This is a genomic window from Halomonas sp. IOP_6 (assembly GCF_021151565.1).
In the GTDB taxonomy this organism is placed as follows: Bacteria; Pseudomonadota; Gammaproteobacteria; order Pseudomonadales; family Halomonadaceae; genus Vreelandella; species Vreelandella alkaliphila.
The window spans coordinates 243,363-262,293 of the sequence record NZ_JAIRBO010000003.1 but is presented as its reverse complement, the minus strand read 5'-3'; the positions used below and the strand labels follow the sequence as shown (position 1 = coordinate 262,293).

General features: G+C 48.7%; 17 protein-coding genes and 1 pseudogene. 12 read left to right on the top strand and 6 right to left on the bottom strand.

Annotated elements, in window-relative coordinates:
* Window positions 1-470: 470 nt before the first annotated feature.
* The 5 genes from K7H08_RS07390 to K7H08_RS18495 all read left to right on the top strand — a co-directional run bounded on the left by K7H08_RS07390 (window position 471) and on the right by K7H08_RS18495 (window position 3,176).
* On the top strand, window positions 471-644 hold the full coding sequence (locus K7H08_RS07390; protein ID WP_231657593.1) for a hypothetical protein: 174 nt from the start codon (window positions 471-473) through the stop codon (window positions 642-644).
* Window positions 645-1,058: 414 nt separating this feature from the next.
* Entirely contained in the window at window positions 1,059-1,514 is a 456-nt protein-coding gene (locus K7H08_RS07385) for a hypothetical protein (RefSeq protein ID WP_231657592.1), read from the top strand.
* A gap of 139 nt (window positions 1,515-1,653) precedes the next feature.
* The gene (locus K7H08_RS07380) at window positions 1,654-2,529 is read left to right on the top strand and encodes a RipA family octameric membrane protein (RefSeq protein ID WP_231657591.1); all 876 of its coding nucleotides are present in this window, start codon (window positions 1,654-1,656) and stop codon (window positions 2,527-2,529) included.
* A 1-nt stretch (window position 2,530) separates the two neighbouring features.
* Window positions 2,531-2,908: a TIR domain-containing protein gene (locus K7H08_RS07375; RefSeq protein WP_231657590.1), complete on the top strand. Its 378-nt coding sequence runs from the start codon at window positions 2,531-2,533 to the stop codon at window positions 2,906-2,908.
* Window positions 2,909-3,056: 148 nt separating this feature from the next.
* Window positions 3,057-3,176, top strand: coding sequence for a hypothetical protein (locus K7H08_RS18495; RefSeq protein ID WP_442908338.1), 120 nt, complete (start codon window positions 3,057-3,059; stop codon window positions 3,174-3,176).
* Here the strand turns inward: K7H08_RS18495 and K7H08_RS07370 are convergent.
* A pseudogene (locus tag K7H08_RS07370) lies at window positions 3,129-3,443 on the bottom strand (tyrosine-type recombinase/integrase); the annotation flags it as partial. The gene K7H08_RS18495 and the pseudogene K7H08_RS07370 overlap by 48 nt on opposite strands.
* Window positions 3,444-3,850: 407 nt before the next feature.
* Between K7H08_RS07370 and K7H08_RS07365 the strand changes: the two are divergent.
* On the top strand, window positions 3,851-6,244 hold the full coding sequence (locus K7H08_RS07365; protein WP_231657588.1) for an AAA family ATPase: 2,394 nt from the start codon (window positions 3,851-3,853) through the stop codon (window positions 6,242-6,244).
* A gap of 548 nt (window positions 6,245-6,792) precedes the next feature.
* Here the strand turns inward: K7H08_RS07365 and nadS are convergent.
* Together nadS and K7H08_RS18465 are read right to left on the bottom strand one after the other, a co-directional pair.
* On the bottom strand, window positions 6,793-7,077 hold the full coding sequence (gene nadS, locus K7H08_RS07360) for a NadS family protein (protein WP_038477473.1): 285 nt from the start codon (window positions 7,075-7,077) through the stop codon (window positions 6,793-6,795).
* Window positions 7,074-7,412 (bottom strand): type II toxin-antitoxin system RelE/ParE family toxin, encoded by a 339-nt coding sequence (locus K7H08_RS18465; protein ID WP_231657587.1) that lies wholly within the window; start codon window positions 7,410-7,412, stop codon window positions 7,074-7,076. Before K7H08_RS18465 ends, nadS begins: the two co-directional genes overlap by 4 nt.
* A gap of 331 nt (window positions 7,413-7,743) precedes the next feature.
* Between K7H08_RS18465 and K7H08_RS07350 the strand changes: the two genes are divergently transcribed.
* Window positions 7,744-9,744, top strand: coding sequence for a TonB-dependent siderophore receptor (locus K7H08_RS07350; protein ID WP_231657683.1), 2,001 nt, complete (start codon window positions 7,744-7,746; stop codon window positions 9,742-9,744).
* A gap of 25 nt (window positions 9,745-9,769) precedes the next feature.
* On the opposite strand, the gene K7H08_RS07345 is transcribed toward K7H08_RS07350, so the two are convergent.
* Window positions 9,770-10,486: a Crp/Fnr family transcriptional regulator gene (locus K7H08_RS07345; protein WP_231657586.1), complete on the bottom strand. Its 717-nt coding sequence runs from the start codon at window positions 10,484-10,486 to the stop codon at window positions 9,770-9,772.
* Window positions 10,487-10,684: 198 nt separating this feature from the next.
* A complete protein-coding gene (locus K7H08_RS07340; protein WP_231657585.1) occupies window positions 10,685-11,404 on the bottom strand; it encodes a Crp/Fnr family transcriptional regulator in 720 nt (239 codons plus the stop codon).
* 346 nt (window positions 11,405-11,750) lie between these two features.
* On the opposite strand from K7H08_RS07340, the gene K7H08_RS07335 reads away from it, so the two are divergent.
* Window positions 11,751-12,803 (top strand): diguanylate cyclase domain-containing protein, encoded by a 1,053-nt coding sequence (locus tag K7H08_RS07335; RefSeq protein WP_231657584.1) that lies wholly within the window; start codon window positions 11,751-11,753, stop codon window positions 12,801-12,803.
* A gap of 88 nt (window positions 12,804-12,891) precedes the next feature.
* Window positions 12,892-14,247: a serine hydrolase domain-containing protein gene (locus K7H08_RS07330; protein ID WP_231657583.1), complete on the top strand. Its 1,356-nt coding sequence runs from the start codon at window positions 12,892-12,894 to the stop codon at window positions 14,245-14,247.
* On the opposite strand, the gene K7H08_RS07325 is transcribed toward K7H08_RS07330, so the two are convergent.
* Entirely contained in the window at window positions 14,231-15,019 is a 789-nt protein-coding gene (locus K7H08_RS07325; RefSeq protein ID WP_231657582.1) for a sucrase ferredoxin, read from the bottom strand. The two genes, K7H08_RS07330 and K7H08_RS07325, sit on opposite strands and share 17 nt — an antisense overlap.
* A gap of 319 nt (window positions 15,020-15,338) precedes the next feature.
* On the opposite strand from K7H08_RS07325, the gene K7H08_RS07320 reads away from it, so the two are divergent.
* Genes K7H08_RS07320 through K7H08_RS07310 form a run of 3 tightly spaced genes read left to right on the top strand, consistent with a single transcriptional unit; the run spans window position 15,339 to window position 18,911 of the window.
* Entirely contained in the window at window positions 15,339-15,806 is a 468-nt protein-coding gene (locus K7H08_RS07320; protein ID WP_198348988.1) for an Lrp/AsnC family transcriptional regulator, read from the top strand.
* Entirely contained in the window at window positions 15,736-17,460 is a 1,725-nt protein-coding gene (locus tag K7H08_RS07315; RefSeq protein WP_231657581.1) for an aminotransferase class V-fold PLP-dependent enzyme, read from the top strand. Before K7H08_RS07320 ends, K7H08_RS07315 begins: the two co-directional genes overlap by 71 nt.
* Window positions 17,457-18,911: an NAD(P)-binding domain-containing protein gene (locus tag K7H08_RS07310; RefSeq protein ID WP_231657580.1), complete on the top strand. Its 1,455-nt coding sequence runs from the start codon at window positions 17,457-17,459 to the stop codon at window positions 18,909-18,911. Before K7H08_RS07315 ends, K7H08_RS07310 begins: the two co-directional genes overlap by 4 nt.
* Window positions 18,912-18,931 lie beyond the last annotated feature (20 nt).

The window sequence follows — 18,931 nt, the reverse complement described above, 5'->3', positions numbered from 1 at the left end:
AAATTCTTCGCTAAAAACGTCCTTTAATGGCGTTTCTGTACTTTAAGATAAACTAGCTACTGCACAAGACCCCGTATGGCGCCGTCGTGACGACCGCCAGGCTTGCATCACACGGCGTTACCTCGGATCAGGCGCGTAAGCTGGCCAGCCTTCGGTGTAATTCTTAATACCCCAGCGATGTCCCCCTAAGTAGACTTCTCCTTACACCTCTAAGGCGCTAGTCTGTTACGAATAATTACGCCTCGCACAGGGGATGACATGGCGAACAGCAGGGAAGCTCAGTTCAAACATGACACCACCGAGGGTATAACGGGCTGCGGCACGGCCTCACTCCGGTCACCGATGACCGTTCAGGCAAGCCCCACGACCCGGAGAAGCAGCGTCTGGCCGAGGTAAGCGACGATGACAAGCTACACTTCGTCAACGGCATTACCGGCCGCATTGAGTGTGACGATGCGATCATGGCCCAGATGCTCAACCACAGCGAAGACCAGGTGGTGCATGGCCTGTTCCCGAAGAAAGTCACCGACGCTGTACTCAGCAACCACGAGAAGCACAGCATGCTGTTGATAGAAGATGAAGAGACGGGGGGGCAGTTTGTGCTGCTGACTACTCAAGCCGTTGACGAGGAGGTCGAGCCGTGACTTGCGTGCTGAGTAGCAATTTACCGAAGGGGCCTGTTATGGCGGATAACGACCCTTAGCGGACTTCGCTGAAAACCGGATATTCATAAGTGCCTTTGGCTCACGATGCGCGTTTTTCTGGTGGGGTTTAAAATATGAATGCTTGTTTTTCTGGAGCGGCTTCTTCAAAGTTTTTATGAAACAAGGTGTTAGGGGAAAGCTATTGATGTTTATGTGCAATATCCAAAGGGTAGTGAAAATGTTAACGCGCATGCGCATTTTTCTGGCAAAGCGCATCGCGTAGGCGGCATTTATTTCTTTAAATTTCAATGCATTATAACTATATGGTCAGGATAGTGGTGGCCAGAAAAACACGAATGCGCACTAATAAACTGTTAGCAATTCTAGGGTTTTCCACCAGCTGAGATTTTGAGAATGGATATCACCGCGATAAAAGGCGCATATGACGGCTTCAGGCATACCAAAGAGATCTTCCAGACGCTGCTAGACGCAAAGATAGACGCAGAGGCTAAGGAGAAGGTTAGTGCCGCCATGAAAACGCTTATGGAGGCTCAAGACAGCTTGTTCAATGCTCAGTCAGTGATGTTCTCTCTCCAAGAAGAGAATCATAGCCTAAAACAGAAAATTGCAGACCTTGAAGAATGGCGCGTCCAAATGGACTCATATGAGCTTGTGGAGGCGCCGGGAAAGGCAGTCGTATACCAGTTCAAGGGAAGTCCTGAGCACTATGCCTGTCCTTCGTGCATGGTGGCAAAGCGTATATCTATTCTCCAAAATAGGGGTGTAGTGGCTGGCGTATTCGATTGTCCACATCCAAGCTGCAAAGCGGAGTATAAGGTTAATCCTTACAACAATGCTTGGATGAGCTAGCTGATTGTAGTTCTATCAAAATTGCTAACAATCCTAGGCAGTGGGACATATTTTGCTTCGCTGCGCTCAAAACGCAAAATATGCCCCGGCTTGGGGGCGTTAGCACCACCAACCCTGACACATATGGAGTCGAACGGATTTGAAAATATTTGTCTGCAACAGAACTATTGACTCAGAGGCAACCGACAGAGTTTTGGGTGAGTTGCTGTCTATTGCGGGCGAAGCGATCGCAATTCTTAGAGAGACTGAGCATTCCGAGAACTGGAAAGAGAGTGTTGAAAAGCAGTTCAAGGAGGTTGACTTTGTCGTCTTTTTTATCGGGGAAGATACTTTCAAAAGCGATCCTATGAAATGGGAATATGCTAAAGCAAAGTCTCTGAATAAGCAGATTGTCGGCATAAGGCTGCCGTCTGCTTGCGATAATTCCGTTATGTTCTGCCAAGGTTTTCCTGTCTTTAGAAAGCCTGAAAACTGCTGGTCGTATCTAGAGAGAACTTACGAGGAGGATCGCCAACTTCTACTCGAACAGTACAAGATAATGGTTGGGTCTACTGAGAAAGTAACTGATCAAAGAATGAGAGTTAACAACTTGTTCTTTACGGTTACATCTTCGATCCTATCTATTTCCCTTGTGGTTGGTAAGTCCTTCGAGTTTTCGGTGGTCGGTGCTATTGGGATGCTGGCTCTTTCTGTAATGGCACTTTTAGTTACATTTCTATGGGAAAAGCTTGTACGTTCATATGGAAAGCTGAATACAGGTAAGTTCATCGTTATTGATCAAATAGAAAAGCAGCTTAGAACCAATATGTTCGAGCATGAGTGGAATGTATTGAAAGACCAAGTAGGTTACGAGTCAAACACTGAAACTGAAGCAAAAGTCGTGAGAAGATTTCGGTGGTTTGTTTTATTTGTAATTTTGGTGGAGGCTATATACGTCTTCATGCAATCTGATATGGTGACTTTAATGGGCCAAATCGAATGGTCATCACTACTCTGCAAAAACCAAGGAGAATGATATGGCGAAACGTATATTTACGAGCTTTGCGATCGAAGACGAGAGAATGAGAGACCTTTTCGTCGGCCAGGCAAGAGCTGAGAAAGTCCCTTATGAACTTGTGGATATGTCCGTGAAGGAGCCTTGGAGCGATTCATGGAAATCGCGCTGCCGAACCAAAATTAAGGGATGTGATGGGGTTGTAGTTCTTATCACGAAGAACCTTAAGCAGGCTGACGGTGCTATATGGGAAATCAAATGTGCAAAGGAAGAAGGTATCCCAGTAATTGGAGTCTACATCGGTGATGCAACGGCTAACGATGCTCCAGTTGAGCTAAATGGTATTAGAAAAATAACATGGACTTGGAGTGGGATCGCTAACTTCGTCAATGGCTTTTAAAAGTGTTAACAATCGGCTGCACAGCGACCGATTTTCCGCCGCTTTGCGGCTCCAAATCGGCGCGTGAGCCGGGCGTTAAATCGCTACTTCAGTGATACCTAAAAGACCGCTTATGGCTGGGTAACGGCGGCCCGATATCGACCGTCGTTTGTCCATATCAAACTTCTGTCTGTTCTGCCATTTCCAAAGCATCATCTACTTCAATCCCAAGATATCTGACGGTGCTTTCCAGCTTCGTATGACCCAGGAGCAGCTGCACTGCCCTTAAGTTTTTCGTGCGACGATATATCAGCGAAGCTTTTGTACGACGCATCGTGTGCGTGCCATAAATTGATGCATCTAGACCTATTTCGGTGACCCAGGCTTTCACAATACGGGCATATTGGCGCGTTGAAAGATGCTTTGAGCTATTGATTCGGCTGGGAAACAAGAAGTCCTCTCTCCGGAGCTGAGCAAGCTGTATCCAGTCGGTAATAGCGATCCGAGTTTGCTCGGTAATTTCGAACTGGACAGGTCGATGTGTCTTTTGCTGCATCACAATGGCTCATGGGGATATGCACGTGCCATGGGCTATATCCCGTATTCGTAAATTGACGAGGTCGCAGCCCCGTAATTTGCTGTCGATGGCTAAATTGAAGAGGGCGAGGTCTCTCGTCTTTTTGGCGAGCTGTATGCGAACACGTATTGCCCAGCTATCTCGAAGACGCAGTGGCGCCTTCTGCCCAACCAACTTGCCTTTATTCCAAGGGGTAGGTGTACAGGAGATTTCAGTCAAAACGTTTATGGCATGTTCCTCCATCAGGTAGAGGTCAAAGAATGGCTCAATTCATGCTCGTCATGTGCTAAGGTTAATTTACAGTCGGGGCTCGACCCAAAGCGAACGTCGTACTTTTACTCCGTCTTAAAAAAAACAGGATGTTATAGTTTTGAGGGAGGTTTTGTATGCTGAAAAAGATACAACACATAAAAAAGCTTGGCGTTTTTGAGGATTTTTCTTGGGATCATGAAGTTAAGGGAAAATCTGGTGCAGTTCAAAGTTTTGTTGATATCAATATCATCTACGGTAGAAACTATTCCGGAAAAACAACTCTTTCACGAATTATTCGTGCGTTAGAAACGGGTAGTGTTTCTGATAAATATGGCTCTCCTTTGTTAAGCCTTAAATTTTCTGATAATACCGAGGTTACTCAAGAAGGCCTAAAGGGTCATGGGATAATATCACGTGTATTTAATGAGGATTTTGTCAGAGAAAATTTGCGTTTTATCACTAATCCTGATGACAGTGTTGAGCCATTTGCTATTCTTGGTGATGATAATAATAAAATTGAAAAAGAAATTGAAGATCTGGAAGCTGAGTTGGGCTCAAGTGATGAAGGACAAGAAAGCGGTTTGTTTTTGGAAGGAAAGGGCGCTACACATAAATATGTCGAAGCTTATCAATCGCACAAAAAAGAAAGTGATAGCCTTAAACGGCAGTTAGGTGATAAGGCAACCAACAAAGAAATTGGTATAAAGTATAATTCAGAGCGCTTTGGAGATCAAAATTATACGATCTCTAAGCTGGAAGGTGACTTGGCAGAGGTTCAAAAGCCTGCCTACATACCATTGACTGATGAGCAAATCTCGCAGTACGAAAAACTCATTCAAGAAAAGCCACTCCCCGAAACACCAAAATTTATTCCGCCCAATCTTAGTTTTGCTATTTTTTCTCAAGAAACAAGCGCGTTGGTCACCAAAAAAATAAGTGAATCAGATAAGATTGAAGAATTAGTGAAGGATGCTGTTTTAAATCGCTGGGTAAATGAAGGTCGAACACACCACAGGGGAAATCATGGAAAATGCGTTTTTTGCGACAATGCAATTTCTCAAGAGCGTTGGAAAGAGCTAGACAAACATTTTGATGAAGAGTCTGAGAAATTAGAAAAAGACATTGAGGCTTTGATCAAACGTATTGAAGTTGAGAAGAAGCTTGTCAATACAGCTTTAATAATTAATCTGTCGAGTTTTTACTCTAAATTTCATGCAATAATTTCAGAATTAGATTCAGTGCTTAGATCATCTGTTGGTGAATACCAAAGCTCCTTAGATGATCTTGTTGCGCAGCTAATGCGAAGAAAAGATGATATCTTAAACGCTAAGGATTTCTTTAAGCCTGTTGATTTTTCGAGTGATTTGAAAGAAGTTTGGGATCGTTATAAAGAAATTTGCATTGAATCTGATTCGTTCAGCGTTTCTTTAAATAGCGAGCAAGTTATCGCTAGAAAGTCACTAAGATTAAAAGAGGTTTTAGATTACCTTGTTACCATTGATTACAATTCTCGTCTTGACTCTATAGAAACCCTAAAAGTTAACATGGAGCTAGCTTCTAGAGAAAAGACACGTATTTCTGATGAGATTATTAAAAAGCAAGGATTGATCAGCGCCAAGAAACGTGAGTTGAATGATGAAGAAAAAGGTGCCAAAAAAGTTAACGATTATCTAAATAACTTTTTTGGCCATAAGTTTCTTAAACTTGAAGCCAAAAAAAATGAGGAAGGCTCGAAACGGATCCGGTTCGAAATTATACGGGATGGAAAAAAAGCCTATCATTTGAGTGAGGGAGAGTGTAGCCTTCTGGCGTTTTGTTATTTTTTGGCAAAGCTCGATGATATTGAGACGCGGGGTCTAAAGCCTATTGTTTGGATTGATGACCCTATTTCATCACTGGACGGCAATCACATTTTCTTTATATATAGTTTGATAAGTACTGAGGTTGTCGCTAAAGGAGGGTTTGAACAGCTTTTTATATCAACACATAACCTTGATTTTCTCAAGTATTTGAAGCGTTTAAGTGGTAACTATGTTGGTTGTGGGGGTAAAAGTATTGGATTCCAGAAGGCTTATTTTGTAGTTGCTCGTCAGGGTAAAACATCTACAGTGAATGTTATGCCTTCTTATCTAAAAGAATATGTTACAGAGTTCAACTTCCTGTTTCATCAGATCCATAAGTGCGCAAATATAGGTGCTATTGATGATACGAATTACATTACCTTTTACAATTTCGCCAATAATGCAAGGAAGTTTTTGGAGATTTATCTTTATTACAAGTACCCAGATCAAGGAATGAATGAAAGAACACTGAACCACTTCTTTGGAGAAGATAGTGTTCCAGCTGTTTTAGCCGACCGAATTAACAATGAGTATTCTCATTTGTGCGGTGTGTTTGAAAGAGGAGCAGCTCCGGTTGAAGTTCCAGAGATGCAATTAGCCGCCCGGAAAATCATAGAAAGGCTAAAAGAAGATAACGATCAATATTCAGCATTACTAAGGAGTGTCGGTGAGGCTGCTGAAGTTTAAGGAGTATGATCGGTAATAGTGCAGTAACTATCTACTACCTGAATGCAGTCCCTCGCTATGTCTAGTATGTCCGCTCTTGGTAGAGGCTGTGTGAAAACTCTTAAGCCGTCCAGAAGTTGACGTCCGTACGCGAAATCTGGAGAAATTTTGCCACGAAGATGACTCGAATTTAGCGAGGGAGCGCGATTTTTGATCATTTTTTGGCCGGAGCAAGACTCCCCAAGCGTTTTCACACAGTCTCGGCCGTAAGCAGACAGCATGCTTTTGAAAAAAGCAATCTTGCGCCCCTCATAGGCATGCTGTTCGAAAGAGGAGAAGCCTGTGAGCGGTAGACCAGTAGCGCTCAACGGCTTGGCTACGAGACATGCAGCATTAGCTGCCCTGGATTCATAGAATAACCGCAGCATTTTGAATCTAATAGCAGAAGAAGTAGGGCCAACGCCTGTACTCCCCCAACTTTTCCAACTAAAGCGAAGTAGAGCATGGGGCAGCGACAGCTGATCCAGTGAGCCAAGGTTGCCTTTGTTTTACGGTCAGAAAATAAGATACTAATGCGAAGCAAGCTCGTTGAAAAAAGCTGGATTGTCCTGAATCGTCGCCAGTACCTTAGCGGCTAGCCCTGTAGGATTACGGCGCTTGGTTTCCCAGCTTTTGATAGTGTCCACACTGGTTCCCATAGCCTCAGCAAACTCAGCCTGAGAAACATGAAGTTTGGCTCGGATGGCCTTCACATCGGCTACCTCATGACGTGTGATGCGGCTGGCCTGCGCTTTACCTTGTTTGATCTCAACGGCTTCCTGCAGTGATGATTGCAGCTCGTCAAAAATGCTCATTTGGAAACCTCCCTTTTCAGTTGGTGGGTCAGTGTTTTCAGTGCGGCCTTTTCATCGGGCGTTAAGCTGTCTTTTATGCTCTTGGGGTAGGCCAGTATCAAGTAGATTATCTCTGCCGTTGCCAAAAAGTAGATAACTCTGGCACCGCCGCTCTTGCCTTGGTCGCCCAGCGCCATGCGTATTTTGCGCAGCCCTCCCGTGCCCTGAATCAGGTCACCTTTGTCGGGTTGAGCAATCAGGGTGCGTTGCAGTTCCTTTAATTCGTCGTCTGTGGCAATGGCATGGATCTGGCGTGTGAACGTCGAGGTTTCGATAAATTCAATCGCATGACTCACGTCAGGGCACTTCCTTTAGTCAGTGCATATTTTAGTGTACATAGTACATTTTTGATTATCAACTATCGCCCCTGCATTTTGCCGTGCCTATTTTTTACTACCTCCAAATCTCTTCCTCTCCAGGCTAGCCGCTACTTTCAATCCTCCATTCTCAGGCTTGCGTCGTTGTCGTTATTGTTCATGCAAATAAAAATCCGTATCATTCGCTTTATTATAACGATGCTTCTCCTCATGCCTGTGAGACCTTCCTATGCTCCCTACGTCCATATCGTTTTCTGTCGCGCCGCTGACTGCGGCGGTTCGCCGCTCGTTGGTGGTGTCGCTGGGTGGAATGCTCAGCGTTGCGCCATTGGCGGCGCTTGCTCAAGAGGAGCGAGTTGCTAACGATCCTGTCGTGGTAACCGCAACTGCCTTGAAAGTAGATACACCGCTGGTGGAAACGCCGCGCCCTGTATCCAGCGTTGATCGTGAGGAGTTGGAAGCCCGCAACGTCCAGCAATTAGATGAAACTTTCCGTTATCGTGCAGGCGTGCTTTCGGGGCATTTCGGCAGCGATAACAACACTGATTGGTTCAAGGTGCGTGGGTTTGATCAGTCCACTTACCAAGATGGCCTGCGGATCTATCGCGAAGGCTTCTACCAGTGGCTGCCGGAGCCATTTGGCTTGGAGCGGGTGGATGTCTTCAAAGGTCCATCCTCTATCCTTTACGGCGAAGCGCCTCCTGGAGGCTTGATTAATGCGGTTAGCAAGCGCCCAACAGAAACGCCTCAGGGTGAGGTGAATGTACAGTTTGGCAATCGCGATCATCGTCAAGTGGGCATTGATACCAGCGGCCCGGTAGGCGAGAGTGACAATGTTCGTTACCGTTTGGTCGGCCTTTATAAAGAACGTGATGGTGATTTGAACGCGACTAACAACGAGCGTTACTACTTTGCGCCGAGTTTGGCGGTGGATGTTAGCGACGATACAACGGTTACCTTTTTGGCCAGCGTGCAGAAAGATGATGGTGTTCCAGTCAACTCCTTCAAGCTGCCCTATGGTACGGTGCAAGACACCCCCTTTGGCCGTGTCGACCCCCAAACCAACCTGAGTGAACCGGGTTACGATAAGGATAACCGTACCCAGTGGGCGTTAGGCTATGAACTACGCCATCAGCTTAATGATACGTGGCGCTTCGAGCAGGATTTACGCTACAGCGAGTTGGATTTAGAGCTGCGCAGTACGTACGCCTTCTTTATGGCTGATGAACGTCAAGCGGCACGCGGGCATGTGTATCGCGATGGCACCATTGATAGTTTGACGGTTGATAACCGTATGGTGGGCACTTGGTACACCGATCGTACAGAAAATACCCTGCTGTTGGGGGCGGATTATCAGAACCTTGGGGTGAGTGGCCAAGAAGCTGATCCGTTCCCCTTCGGCGATCCTATCGATATCTTCAACCCCACCTATGGCAACTTTACGCCCGTAGGGGCGGATGATTTGTTAACCCGCGAAATTGATAAAGAGCAAACCGGCTTGTACGCCCAAAACCAGCTGCGTATTGATGACCGTTGGGTGCTTTTAGGTGGGGTTCGCTATGACCAGGCGGATACCGAAAACAGGAATGTTACCGCGGGAACAACGCAACGCTCAGACGATGACCAAGTATCCTGGTCTGGTGGTGCGATGTATTTAGGGGAAAACGGTGTTAACCCCTATATCAGTTATACCGAATCTTTTGACCCGTTAGGTCGAGTGGACAGCGATGGTGATCTTTACGAGCCCCGCGAAGGTCGCCAGTGGGAAGCTGGGGTCAAAGTCGCGCCCTTTGGCTGGGACGGCTATGTCACTGCCGCAGTATTTGACCTGCAAGAGAGTAATACGCTGATCAACTCGCCGAGTGGCTTCCAGGTGCAAGAGGGGGAACGAACCTCTCAGGGCTTTGAGTTGGAAGGGGTTGGTTACCTAACGGATGACTTAAAAGTGACGGCGGCTTATACCTATACCGATTCACGCCTTGAAGATGATCAACGTGCGCCCTTGATCCCGCGTCACCAGGCGTCAACCTGGTTGGACTATGCCTTTACCGGCGGCGCTTTGAAGGGCGTTACCTTAGGAGGTGGTGTGCGTTATGTGGGGAGCACGATAGACACCAGTGTGGCAGATAACACTGCCGTGGGTAGCTACACGCTGGTCGATGCGATGGTGGGCTACGAGTTTGCTGATGGTTGGCAGGCTCAATTAAACGTTAATAATCTCACCGATAAAGAGTACGTGGCGAGCTGTGAATATTGGTGCTACTACGGTGAGTCTCGCAGTGTCATTGGCAGTTTGAGGTACCGCTGGTAACGCGTGGTTTTCCGCCACTGCTCCGTTAGCTGTGTGGTGTCAACACACGGGCATACAGCGCACAATCTTCGCTATAGCAAGTGCAAGACGCTTCGATCAGGCCGGGGCGATCCATGATGATGATTTCACCACGGTGGTAACGAATTAGGCCGCGTGTTTGCAGGGCAATTGCCGCCAACGTAATCCCTGCTCGTCGCACGCCTAGCATCATGGCCAAGAACTCGTGGGTTAGCTGCAATCTATCTGATTTGGCGCGGTCTTGGGTCATTAGCAGCCAGCGGGCAAGGCGTTCCTCAATCCGGTGAAAATGGATGCAGGCCGCTGAGTTCGCTAGCTGATTAATGACGACGTAAAGATACCGTTTTAGCCGCAAATGCAATACTGGGCACTCTACCAACAGCCGTTGAAAGCTAGCAGCGTTGATACGCAGTGCTCCCCCAGCTCCCTGAACAACTGCGAGCAGAGGCGCTTCTTGGATACCGAGCATCAGTGAGAGACCAAGCATGCCTTCACGTCCTGTCATCGCGACTTCAAGGCGGCTATCCCCATGAAGAATAACGATCTGTGAAATGAAACTGGTGATGGGGAAGTAGGCGTGGGTGACTGTATCGGTAGCGCGGTAAAGTTCTTCGCCAAAGGTAAGCGACACAGTCTCGCAACTGGCCATCAAAGCGTCTTGCTCAGCAGTGGGTAGATCAGCAAGAAGTTGATTGGCATCAGCAGCGTGAAAAATAGACGTCATGTGCCTCTCCGGTTGAAAGAACCTGGCAAACGGCACAATGAAGATCGCGATCATTTTGATGTCGGCTGCAGATGTACCATCATCTGTTTTTAATGGTACATACACATATTAACACTGGGGTGAATTAAGTGTCGGCACGCTAGCGTACATAGCGCGTTGGTGCTTTTGGCATTATATTAGCGGCTTCACTAATGTTGCTCACATAACGTCATGGTGCTTGAGTAGCCGATCATACTCGCGTTTGACCACTGAGTAGCACTCGCAGACTCGTGCTTCCAACCCAAGACGGTCGATGACTTTGATATGCCCACGGTAGTATGAGATCAAGCCAGCCTTTTGAAGTTTACCCGCTGACTCGGTGACTCCCTCGCGACGCACGCCTAGCATATTGGCAATTAATTCCTGGGTCATCACCAGTTCATTTCCTGGCAGCCGATCAATGCTGAGCAGCAGCCAGCGGCATAGCTGTTGGTCGACGCTGTGGTGACGGTTGCATACCGCTGTCTGCGCCATCTGGGTCAGTAAGGCCTGGGTATAGCGAAGCAGTAGTCTCTGCATGGCGCCGGCGCGGTAGAACTCGTTTTTGAGCAGCTGTCCTTTAAGCCGATAAGCATGTCCTGCGCTCTGTACGATCGCTCGGCTGGGGGTGGTTTCACCTCCCATAAAGAGCGAGACGCCTACAATTCCCTCGTAGCCGACTATAGCGATCTCCGTCGAGGCGCCGTTCTCCATCACGCATAGCAGCGAGACGATGGAATCCAGCGGAAAGTAGACATGACTCATCTGCTGACCAGGTTCACTAAGTGATTGACCCAATGTCAGCGTCACTTTTTCAAGGTGAGGCAGCAGATTCGTGAGATCATTTTGGGGAAGTAAACCAAGCAACGCATTTTGCTTGAAATTATTCGGTTCAAGCATTGAATATCCTCATTATCCTAAGCTTAGATGCAGCTTTCTTTAGCCGCCGCTTCTACAAGGGAGCCCTTGTGGATGTGCGCCCTCCAGCCGATAGACATTCTCCTTTCAAGTATAGAGTGCCTTGAGACAATCTCTGTACGCTATCGCACATAGGGCTGATTTGTGGACATGAGTGTCGCCAATTTTAGTTTAAATAACTTGCTGCTTGTGTTCGCTAGCGCACAGTGAATTATTTATCTACCGCCTAATGTCACTATCAGTGTGGCAAGGGATATGCCTGAACAGGATGTTGCACTGTGCGCTGCAAGGAAAGCAGCGCCGACCTTACCCTTGGGCAAGGCTACACATGGATAAAAACGTCATGCTGTACGGTGGTCACCAAAACAATAACGCCCAGACGACAGAAAATGATGCCGAGCAAGGTGCCGACGAGCGATTGCGAAGTGTCGAGAATGCCCTGCAAGTAGAAAGGGATTGGGCTAAAGCAACACTAAATTCAATCGGTGATGCTGTTTTGACGACCGATTTGAGCGCTAGGATTACCTATCTGAACTGCGTTGCTGAAGTGTTAACCGGTTGGACAAGTTTAGAGGCGCTTGGTAAACCAATTGATCAGGTCTTGAAACTCGTTCATATCCAAACTTACGAGCCCGTGCCTAACCCAGCGCTAAGAGCGATAGAAGAAAATCGCACGGTAGGGTTGGCTCTGGACTGCGTGCTGATTCGCCAGGATGGTAGCCAGCTAGAGATAGAAGATTCGGCGGCTCCTATCCATGATAGCCATGGTGTTACGGTAGGGGCGGTAATTGTATTTCATGATGCCAAGCACTCTTTAACACGCGCAGAGCAACTAGCCTATCAGGCCCACTATGATGCGCTAACCAAGCTGCCTAATCGTTTTCTATTTGCAGAACACTTTGCTCGCGCTATCCGTCTAGCAAAACGGCACGACCATTATGTCGCACTGCTATATTTAGATATCGATAACTTTAAGTTCATCAATGATTCACTTGGCCATACTGTTGGCGACAGTCTGTTGCAGTTCGTCGCTAACTGTCTCAGTGAATGTGTACGTGCTACAGACTCCGTGTCCCGGCAGGGTGGAGATGAGTTTATAGTGCTGCTTAGTGAAATTGAAAAACTAAACGATGCTGCCAGAGTGGCAAAAAAAATCCTTCGGGCATTAGCGATGCCATGCTGTGTTGGTCACTATAAACTAGGCATTAGTGTCAGTATCGGAATCAGCCTCTATCCCGACCACGGGGCAAATGAACATAGTTTGCTCGAGAATGCCGACACCGCTATGTATCGTGCAAAGAAAAGCGGTCGAAACCAATACCAAGTATTTAGTCACGATATGAGAAACAACAGCGGACAATACAATCATAAAGAACGTTGAACTCGTCTAGCTATCCATTCGATTAGAATTCACTAGACTCAAGCGTTACGCTCACGCTCATGTGGCGTTGTGTGCCTGGGAGCTGGTTATGACACGATTTTATCGCCGTTTTAGTGTGGTATTGCCACTTGCGTTGCCCGTTTTGCTGCTTAGCTCAATGGTTTATGCGGATACTCCGCAGGCGAGTGCTTCGGTATTAAGTGCTGAAGCTTCTGACCCGAACCAGTTAGGCTGGATGCAGGGCTTCCCACCTGCACCGGAGCAGTTGATTGGCCAGCCAGACTCCAACTACTTTAGTTTCCCCAAAATGCGCTGGACGGTGTGCCACTTTCGCGAGCTGTTGCCTACTAAGCAGGTCAGCCGTGGGTTGGGCGCACCTGCTCCTTTGCCCTATGCATTAGATGACGCGATAAACGCTGTCACCTTCACTCCGATTGACGCTAGTGAGCCTATGTCGTGGCAGGCGTCGCTGAATGAAAACTACACCGATGGTCTGCTGATTCTTCACCAAGGCCAGGTGGTGTATGAGACTTACTCAGGCTGTTTGGATGAAACGGGCCAGCACGGCGCGATGTCGGTGACTAAGTCAATGACCGGCTTGCTAGGTGAAATTCTGGTGGCTGAAGGCGTGCTGGATGAGCAAGCGCTGGTGGGTGATATTTTACCGGAACTTGCCGACAGTGCTTTTGGTAATGCCACGGTTAAACAGCTGCTTGAAATGACCACAGGCCTTGCTTTCAGCGAAGATTACAGTGACCCCAACGCTGAGATCTGGGCCTACAATGCAGCGGCAAGCCCGCTTCCCAAACCAGACGATTACACTGGGCCGCGTACCTATTATGAGTATCTCGCAACGGTACAACCGGAAGGGCAGCATGGGCAGGTCTTTGGCTATAAAACGATTAATACCGATGCACTTGGCTGGGTGATCGCGCGCACGACGGGTGAATCGGTGGCATCACTGTTGTCATCGCGTCTTTGGCAGCGGTTAGGCATGGAGCAGGATGCTTACTTTACCGTGGACTCCATTGGTACGCCGTTCGCAGGGGGAGGTTTGAGCGCTGGCCTTCGGGATATGGCCAGGGTCGGCCAGCTGGTGCTCAATGAAGGCGTAATGAATGGTGAGCGGCTATTTCCCGCAGCAGCCGTTGAGCGCATTCGACAAGGCGGCGACAGGCAAGCGTTTGCCGCCGCGGGATACCGTTATTTACCGGGCGGCAGTTACCGTGGCATGTGGTGGTCTCTGCATAACGAGCATGGTGCCTTTGCCGCAAGAGGCGTGCATGGACAAACCATTTATATTGACCCCACTGCTGAGATGGTCATTGTGCGCTTTGCATCGCACCCGGTGGCAGGAAATGCGGCTAATGACCCGACTTCACTTCCCGCCTATCAGGCGGTTGCAGAGTATTTGATGGAAAAAGCGGCTATGACACCTGAGTAATATGCCAAACGGTACTTTCCGTGGGTCCTTTCTCAAGGTCGGCGCAGGTGTCAATTCGCATGATGGTGATGGCTTGGCAGCGCACGCTGAGTTGGCCTTGAGTGTTGCCCCGTTGCCACTGCCAGCGTATCAGGCGTTCTTGCTCACTGCCGCTGTCGTCCAGCAGCGTTAGCTGGGGTTGGTGCTGATCCGTGCTTAGTTGTGTACTTAGGTGAGTCAGGGCGGCTAATTCTGCATACTGTTGGGCGGGGGTGAGTTGTGAGCTGCCCCGGCAGCCACCCAGATGGCTGCTTTCCCAGACCTCGAACGGTAGCTGGTGATCAGCAACCGTTTGAGCCAGCGCCTTATAGGTTTGGTAGCCGTACTTGGCGCAGCATTTGTCTTTTGTGCCGAGGGTGCAGCAGAGCAGTAGGTCTTTTTCTAGCGGGGGCTGTTCCCACTCTGCCAAACTGTTGCCTGCTTGCAGAGCGCTTAAAAAGTCTTCTAAGTGATGGCGGGCGATCAGAAAGCGCCGCCGTTCTGGCATCAGAAATACTTGGTGCTGATGTTTATCCATTCCCGGTTGCTGAATCAGGTTAATACGTAGGCCGCTATCGGCAATGTCATCTAGTGTCTGTTTCAGCGTGTCGTTCATGTCGCTGGCATGGCGCAATTTGCGCAGCCACTTTGCGCGCGGCCAACTGATTAATAGATTGAGTTCGGCATGGGCAGCGCTCCCAGCTAATGGATCACTCTGTTCACGGCTGAGGTCGGCGCAGAAAGTGTGCTTCATAGGGCGATATGTTCAAGAGTGCGTGTTCAAGGGCGTATATATTCATGATCGATCAAAGAGTTTTAATCAATTGTGTGCTTTTAACGCCATGCTTTTAACCCCATGCTTTTAAAACCATAGTGGTTTCGATTTTAATCTTTTATGTATTTTTCTTTGTGGTGCAGCATATTTTTTGCACCGTTTTGGGATGTCCTTTTATCCGGAGTAGATGTTTAGTTGAAATCAACAGAGTTGGAGGTGAAAAATTATTTCCCTTGACCGTATCGAGCAAAGGTTATAAAGAATAAAATTCCTTATGAATGTTTCTAGGGGAAATAAATTGCTTATTGATCGTTTTGATTTGAAAATTCTTGAACAGCTTCAGCGCGATGATAGTCTTTCTATTGCACAGCTTGCAGAAGGGGTTGGTCTCTCTGTTACGCCGTGTTGGCGGCGAATACAAAAGCTGGAAAAAGACGGAATTATAGAAAAAAGAATTGCCGTACTGAACCCTGAGAAATTGGATCTTAGTCTTACTGTGTTTGTGATGGTTAAAACGGATAAACACAACCAAGCTTGGCTTGATACATTTCAGGAAACGGTTAAAAACTTTCCTGAGATCGTAGAAGTTAATCGTCTCGCAGGTGAATACGACTACTTACTCAAGGTCATTACGCGTAATAACCAATCTTATGACGCCTTTTATAAAAGGCTGATTGCGAAAATAGAGCTCAGTAATGTCACATCGTGCTTCTCAATGGAACAAGTCAAGAAAACCACCGAGCTCCCCCTCGGCGATCTCTCGTGAGTGGATGGAGCGCCTACAGAGTGGGGTCATTGGAGAAGGGCGCTTGATTCCCGGCCCATTTGGTGACTGCCCATTGCTCTATGCCGATTACACGGCATCGGGAAGGGCGTTGGATATCGTCGAGCGGGCAATTCAGGAGGAGGTGTTGCCTCTGTATGCCAATACGCATACCGAAACCTCTTACACCGGTAAAATGACCACGCGGCTACGGGAAGCTGCTCGCCAAGCAGTGGCGGAGTCTGTAGGTGCTGATGACGAATATGCGGTCATTTTTGCTGGTGCTGGTGCTACCGCGGCGATAGATCGTTGCTGTCGCATTCTTGAGTTGACCCATGGGCAAGTGACTTCGAAGGTCTCCAAACCGGTTGTTTTCGTTGGCCCCTATGAGCATCACTCCAATGACCTGGTATGGCGTGAGTGCGATGTTGATCTGGTACGTACTCCTCTGGATAGCCATGGTCTTGTTGATCTGGGAATACTAGAACAGCAATTGCAGGCACATGCCGAGCGGGAAGTTAAAGTCGTGGCGTTTTCGGCTGCTTCGAATGTAACGGGGATTTTGTCGCCTGTGGCCCAGATAGCCAAGTTAGCGCACCAATATGGCGGTTTGGCTGTGTTCGACTATGCGGCAAGTGGGCCCTATGTCGCGATCAATATGGCAGGCAGCGGCCAAGGCGATCATTTGGATGCCGTCTTCCTTTCCCCTCATAAGTTTGTTGGTGGACCTGGAAGTTCCGGCGTGCTGGTGATTCGCAAAGCGGTGTGCTGCAATGCGAAGCCATCTATTTCAGGTGGCGGCACGGTATCCTATGTAACGGCGTCCCATCATCAATATGTTCAGAGTGTCGAGCGTCGGGAAGAAGCGGGTACACCTAATATTTTGGGTGACATTCGCGCGGGGTTGGCGTTTCGGATCAAAGCAAAAGTTGGCACTGAGACCATTGAGTTGCGCGAGAAAGAGTTGGTGGCCATGGCGGTGGCACGCTGGCAAAAAATAGCCAACCTAAACCTGCTTGGCTCACTTAATGCGCCCAGGCTGGCCATCTTCTCGTTCAATGTCACTGCTGGAGAAAGGGCGATACACCATAACCTCGTGGTTGCCATGTTGAATGACCTATTCGGTATTCAGGCTAGAGGTGGCTGTTCCTGCGCGGGCCCCTATGGTCATGAACTGCTTTCCATTGATAGCGATACGGCTGCAGCGCATGAAGCGTTAGTCCAAAAAGGTAGAAGCATATATCGCCCAGGTTGGGTAAGACTCGGATTTAACTTCTTTTTTAGCAATGAGTCGGCTAACTATGTAATATCAGCGGTCGAGTTTATTGCGCGTTATGCCCCAGTATTAATGAAACTTTACTCTGTGGATGAACATAGTGGTGTTTGGGTTGCCCAGCGCCCTGGTGCGTCAGCTCAATCCGAAGAGTCAGTAACGCCATGCCTATTGGATACGCTTTTCACTAAGGATGCATCTGTTGGAACAGCTGACGAGGCCACAGTACTTGATTGCTTTGCCAGAGCGCTTGAATTGGTTGAACTGGCGAAAGCCTTGCCTTTACCCGCTAATCGCCATGCTGAAGATGTACCCGTTCGTTGGTTCTGGTGGCCCCATGAAGCCGAACAGGCCATGCAGACACAAGCCGAGATGATGCCATGACCCTCACTCCCTCTTTGGCCGGTGCCGGCCTTGAAGCCTTGAATGTACGCGTGAAGCACGACCTCGCCTGTCTGAACCTGCCACCTGCTAATTGGATTCCCCCATTAGAGAGAGAGGATGGGCGGCACGTTTACGATGTCGTGATTGTGGGCGGTGGGCAGTGCGGTTTGGTGGCGGCTTTCGCGCTATTGTCGGGAGGTATCGCCAATATCCGCATTTTTGATCGTAACCCAGCGGGTAAAGAAGGGCCCTGGATGAACTATGCCCGGATGGAGACACTGCGTTCGCCGAAAACATTACCAGGACCCAGCTATGGGTTTGCCTCACTGACCTTCCGGGCTTGGTATGAGGCGCAGTTTGGCACCGAGGCCTGGGAAATTCTTGACAAGATTCCACGGCCTACCTGGATGGAATACCTTTGCTGGTACCGTGAAGTTCTCAACCTGCCGGTCGAAAATAGTGTCAAGGTTGAGTATGTGAAGCCCGAGGGAGAGCTACTCAGTCTTGAGCTTTCTGGCCCAGGCGCGACGGCTGAACGTGTTCTAACACGTAAACTGATTATGGCGACTGGCCGTGAAGGTACCGGTGCCCCCAAGATTCCCGATTTCGTTGCTGGTTTGCCGGCGTCTAGCTGGGCGCACACGGCGGACGATATCGATTTTACTGCCCTTAAAGGGAAGCGTGTGGTCGTGGTGGGGGTAGGCGCCTCGGCGATTGATAATGCTGCTGAGGCGCTAGAGCATGGAGCCAGCGAGGTTCGCTTCCTGATTCGCCGTCAGCAGATGCCGACAATCAACAAAATGATGGGTATTGGCTCCTATGGCTTTACTCATGGCTACGCCACGCTGCCGGATGAGTGGCGCTGGCGCATTATGCATTACTCTTTTATCACCCAGACGCCGCCTCCTCGTGGCTCGACGTTGCGCGTCAGCCGCCATGAGAATGCTTATTTTCACTTTGGTTGTGGCATTGAAAATATTCGAGTTGAAGGGTCGGAAGTGGTGATCACGACCCAGCAGGGAAAACAGGTTCGCTGCGACTTTCTGATTCTGGGAACTGGGTTTGAAGTTGACCCACTGGCTCGTACCGAGCTGGCAGGGTATGCCGATCGTATTCTGCTGTGGCGTGATCGATATCAGCCACCCACCGAGCTTCAGCACGAAGAGCTGGGCAATTTTCCTTACGTAGATCGCGACTTTGCCTTCCAGGAGCGAGAGCCAGGTGCGGCCCCCTGGCTGCGTAATATCCACTGCTTCAACTATGGTGCCTCTATTAGTTTAGGCAAAGTCAGCGGTGACATTCCTGGGATCAGCGAAGGAGCTAGCTGGCTGGCAGGCGCAATTGCCGCAGGCTTTTATCGAGAAGACATTGAGCGCCACTGGCAGCTACTCGAACACTACGACTCTCCGGAACTACTGGGGGATGAGTGGGAGCCTTCCCCATTGCCTTGAATGCGTAGCGCTAACGTCGT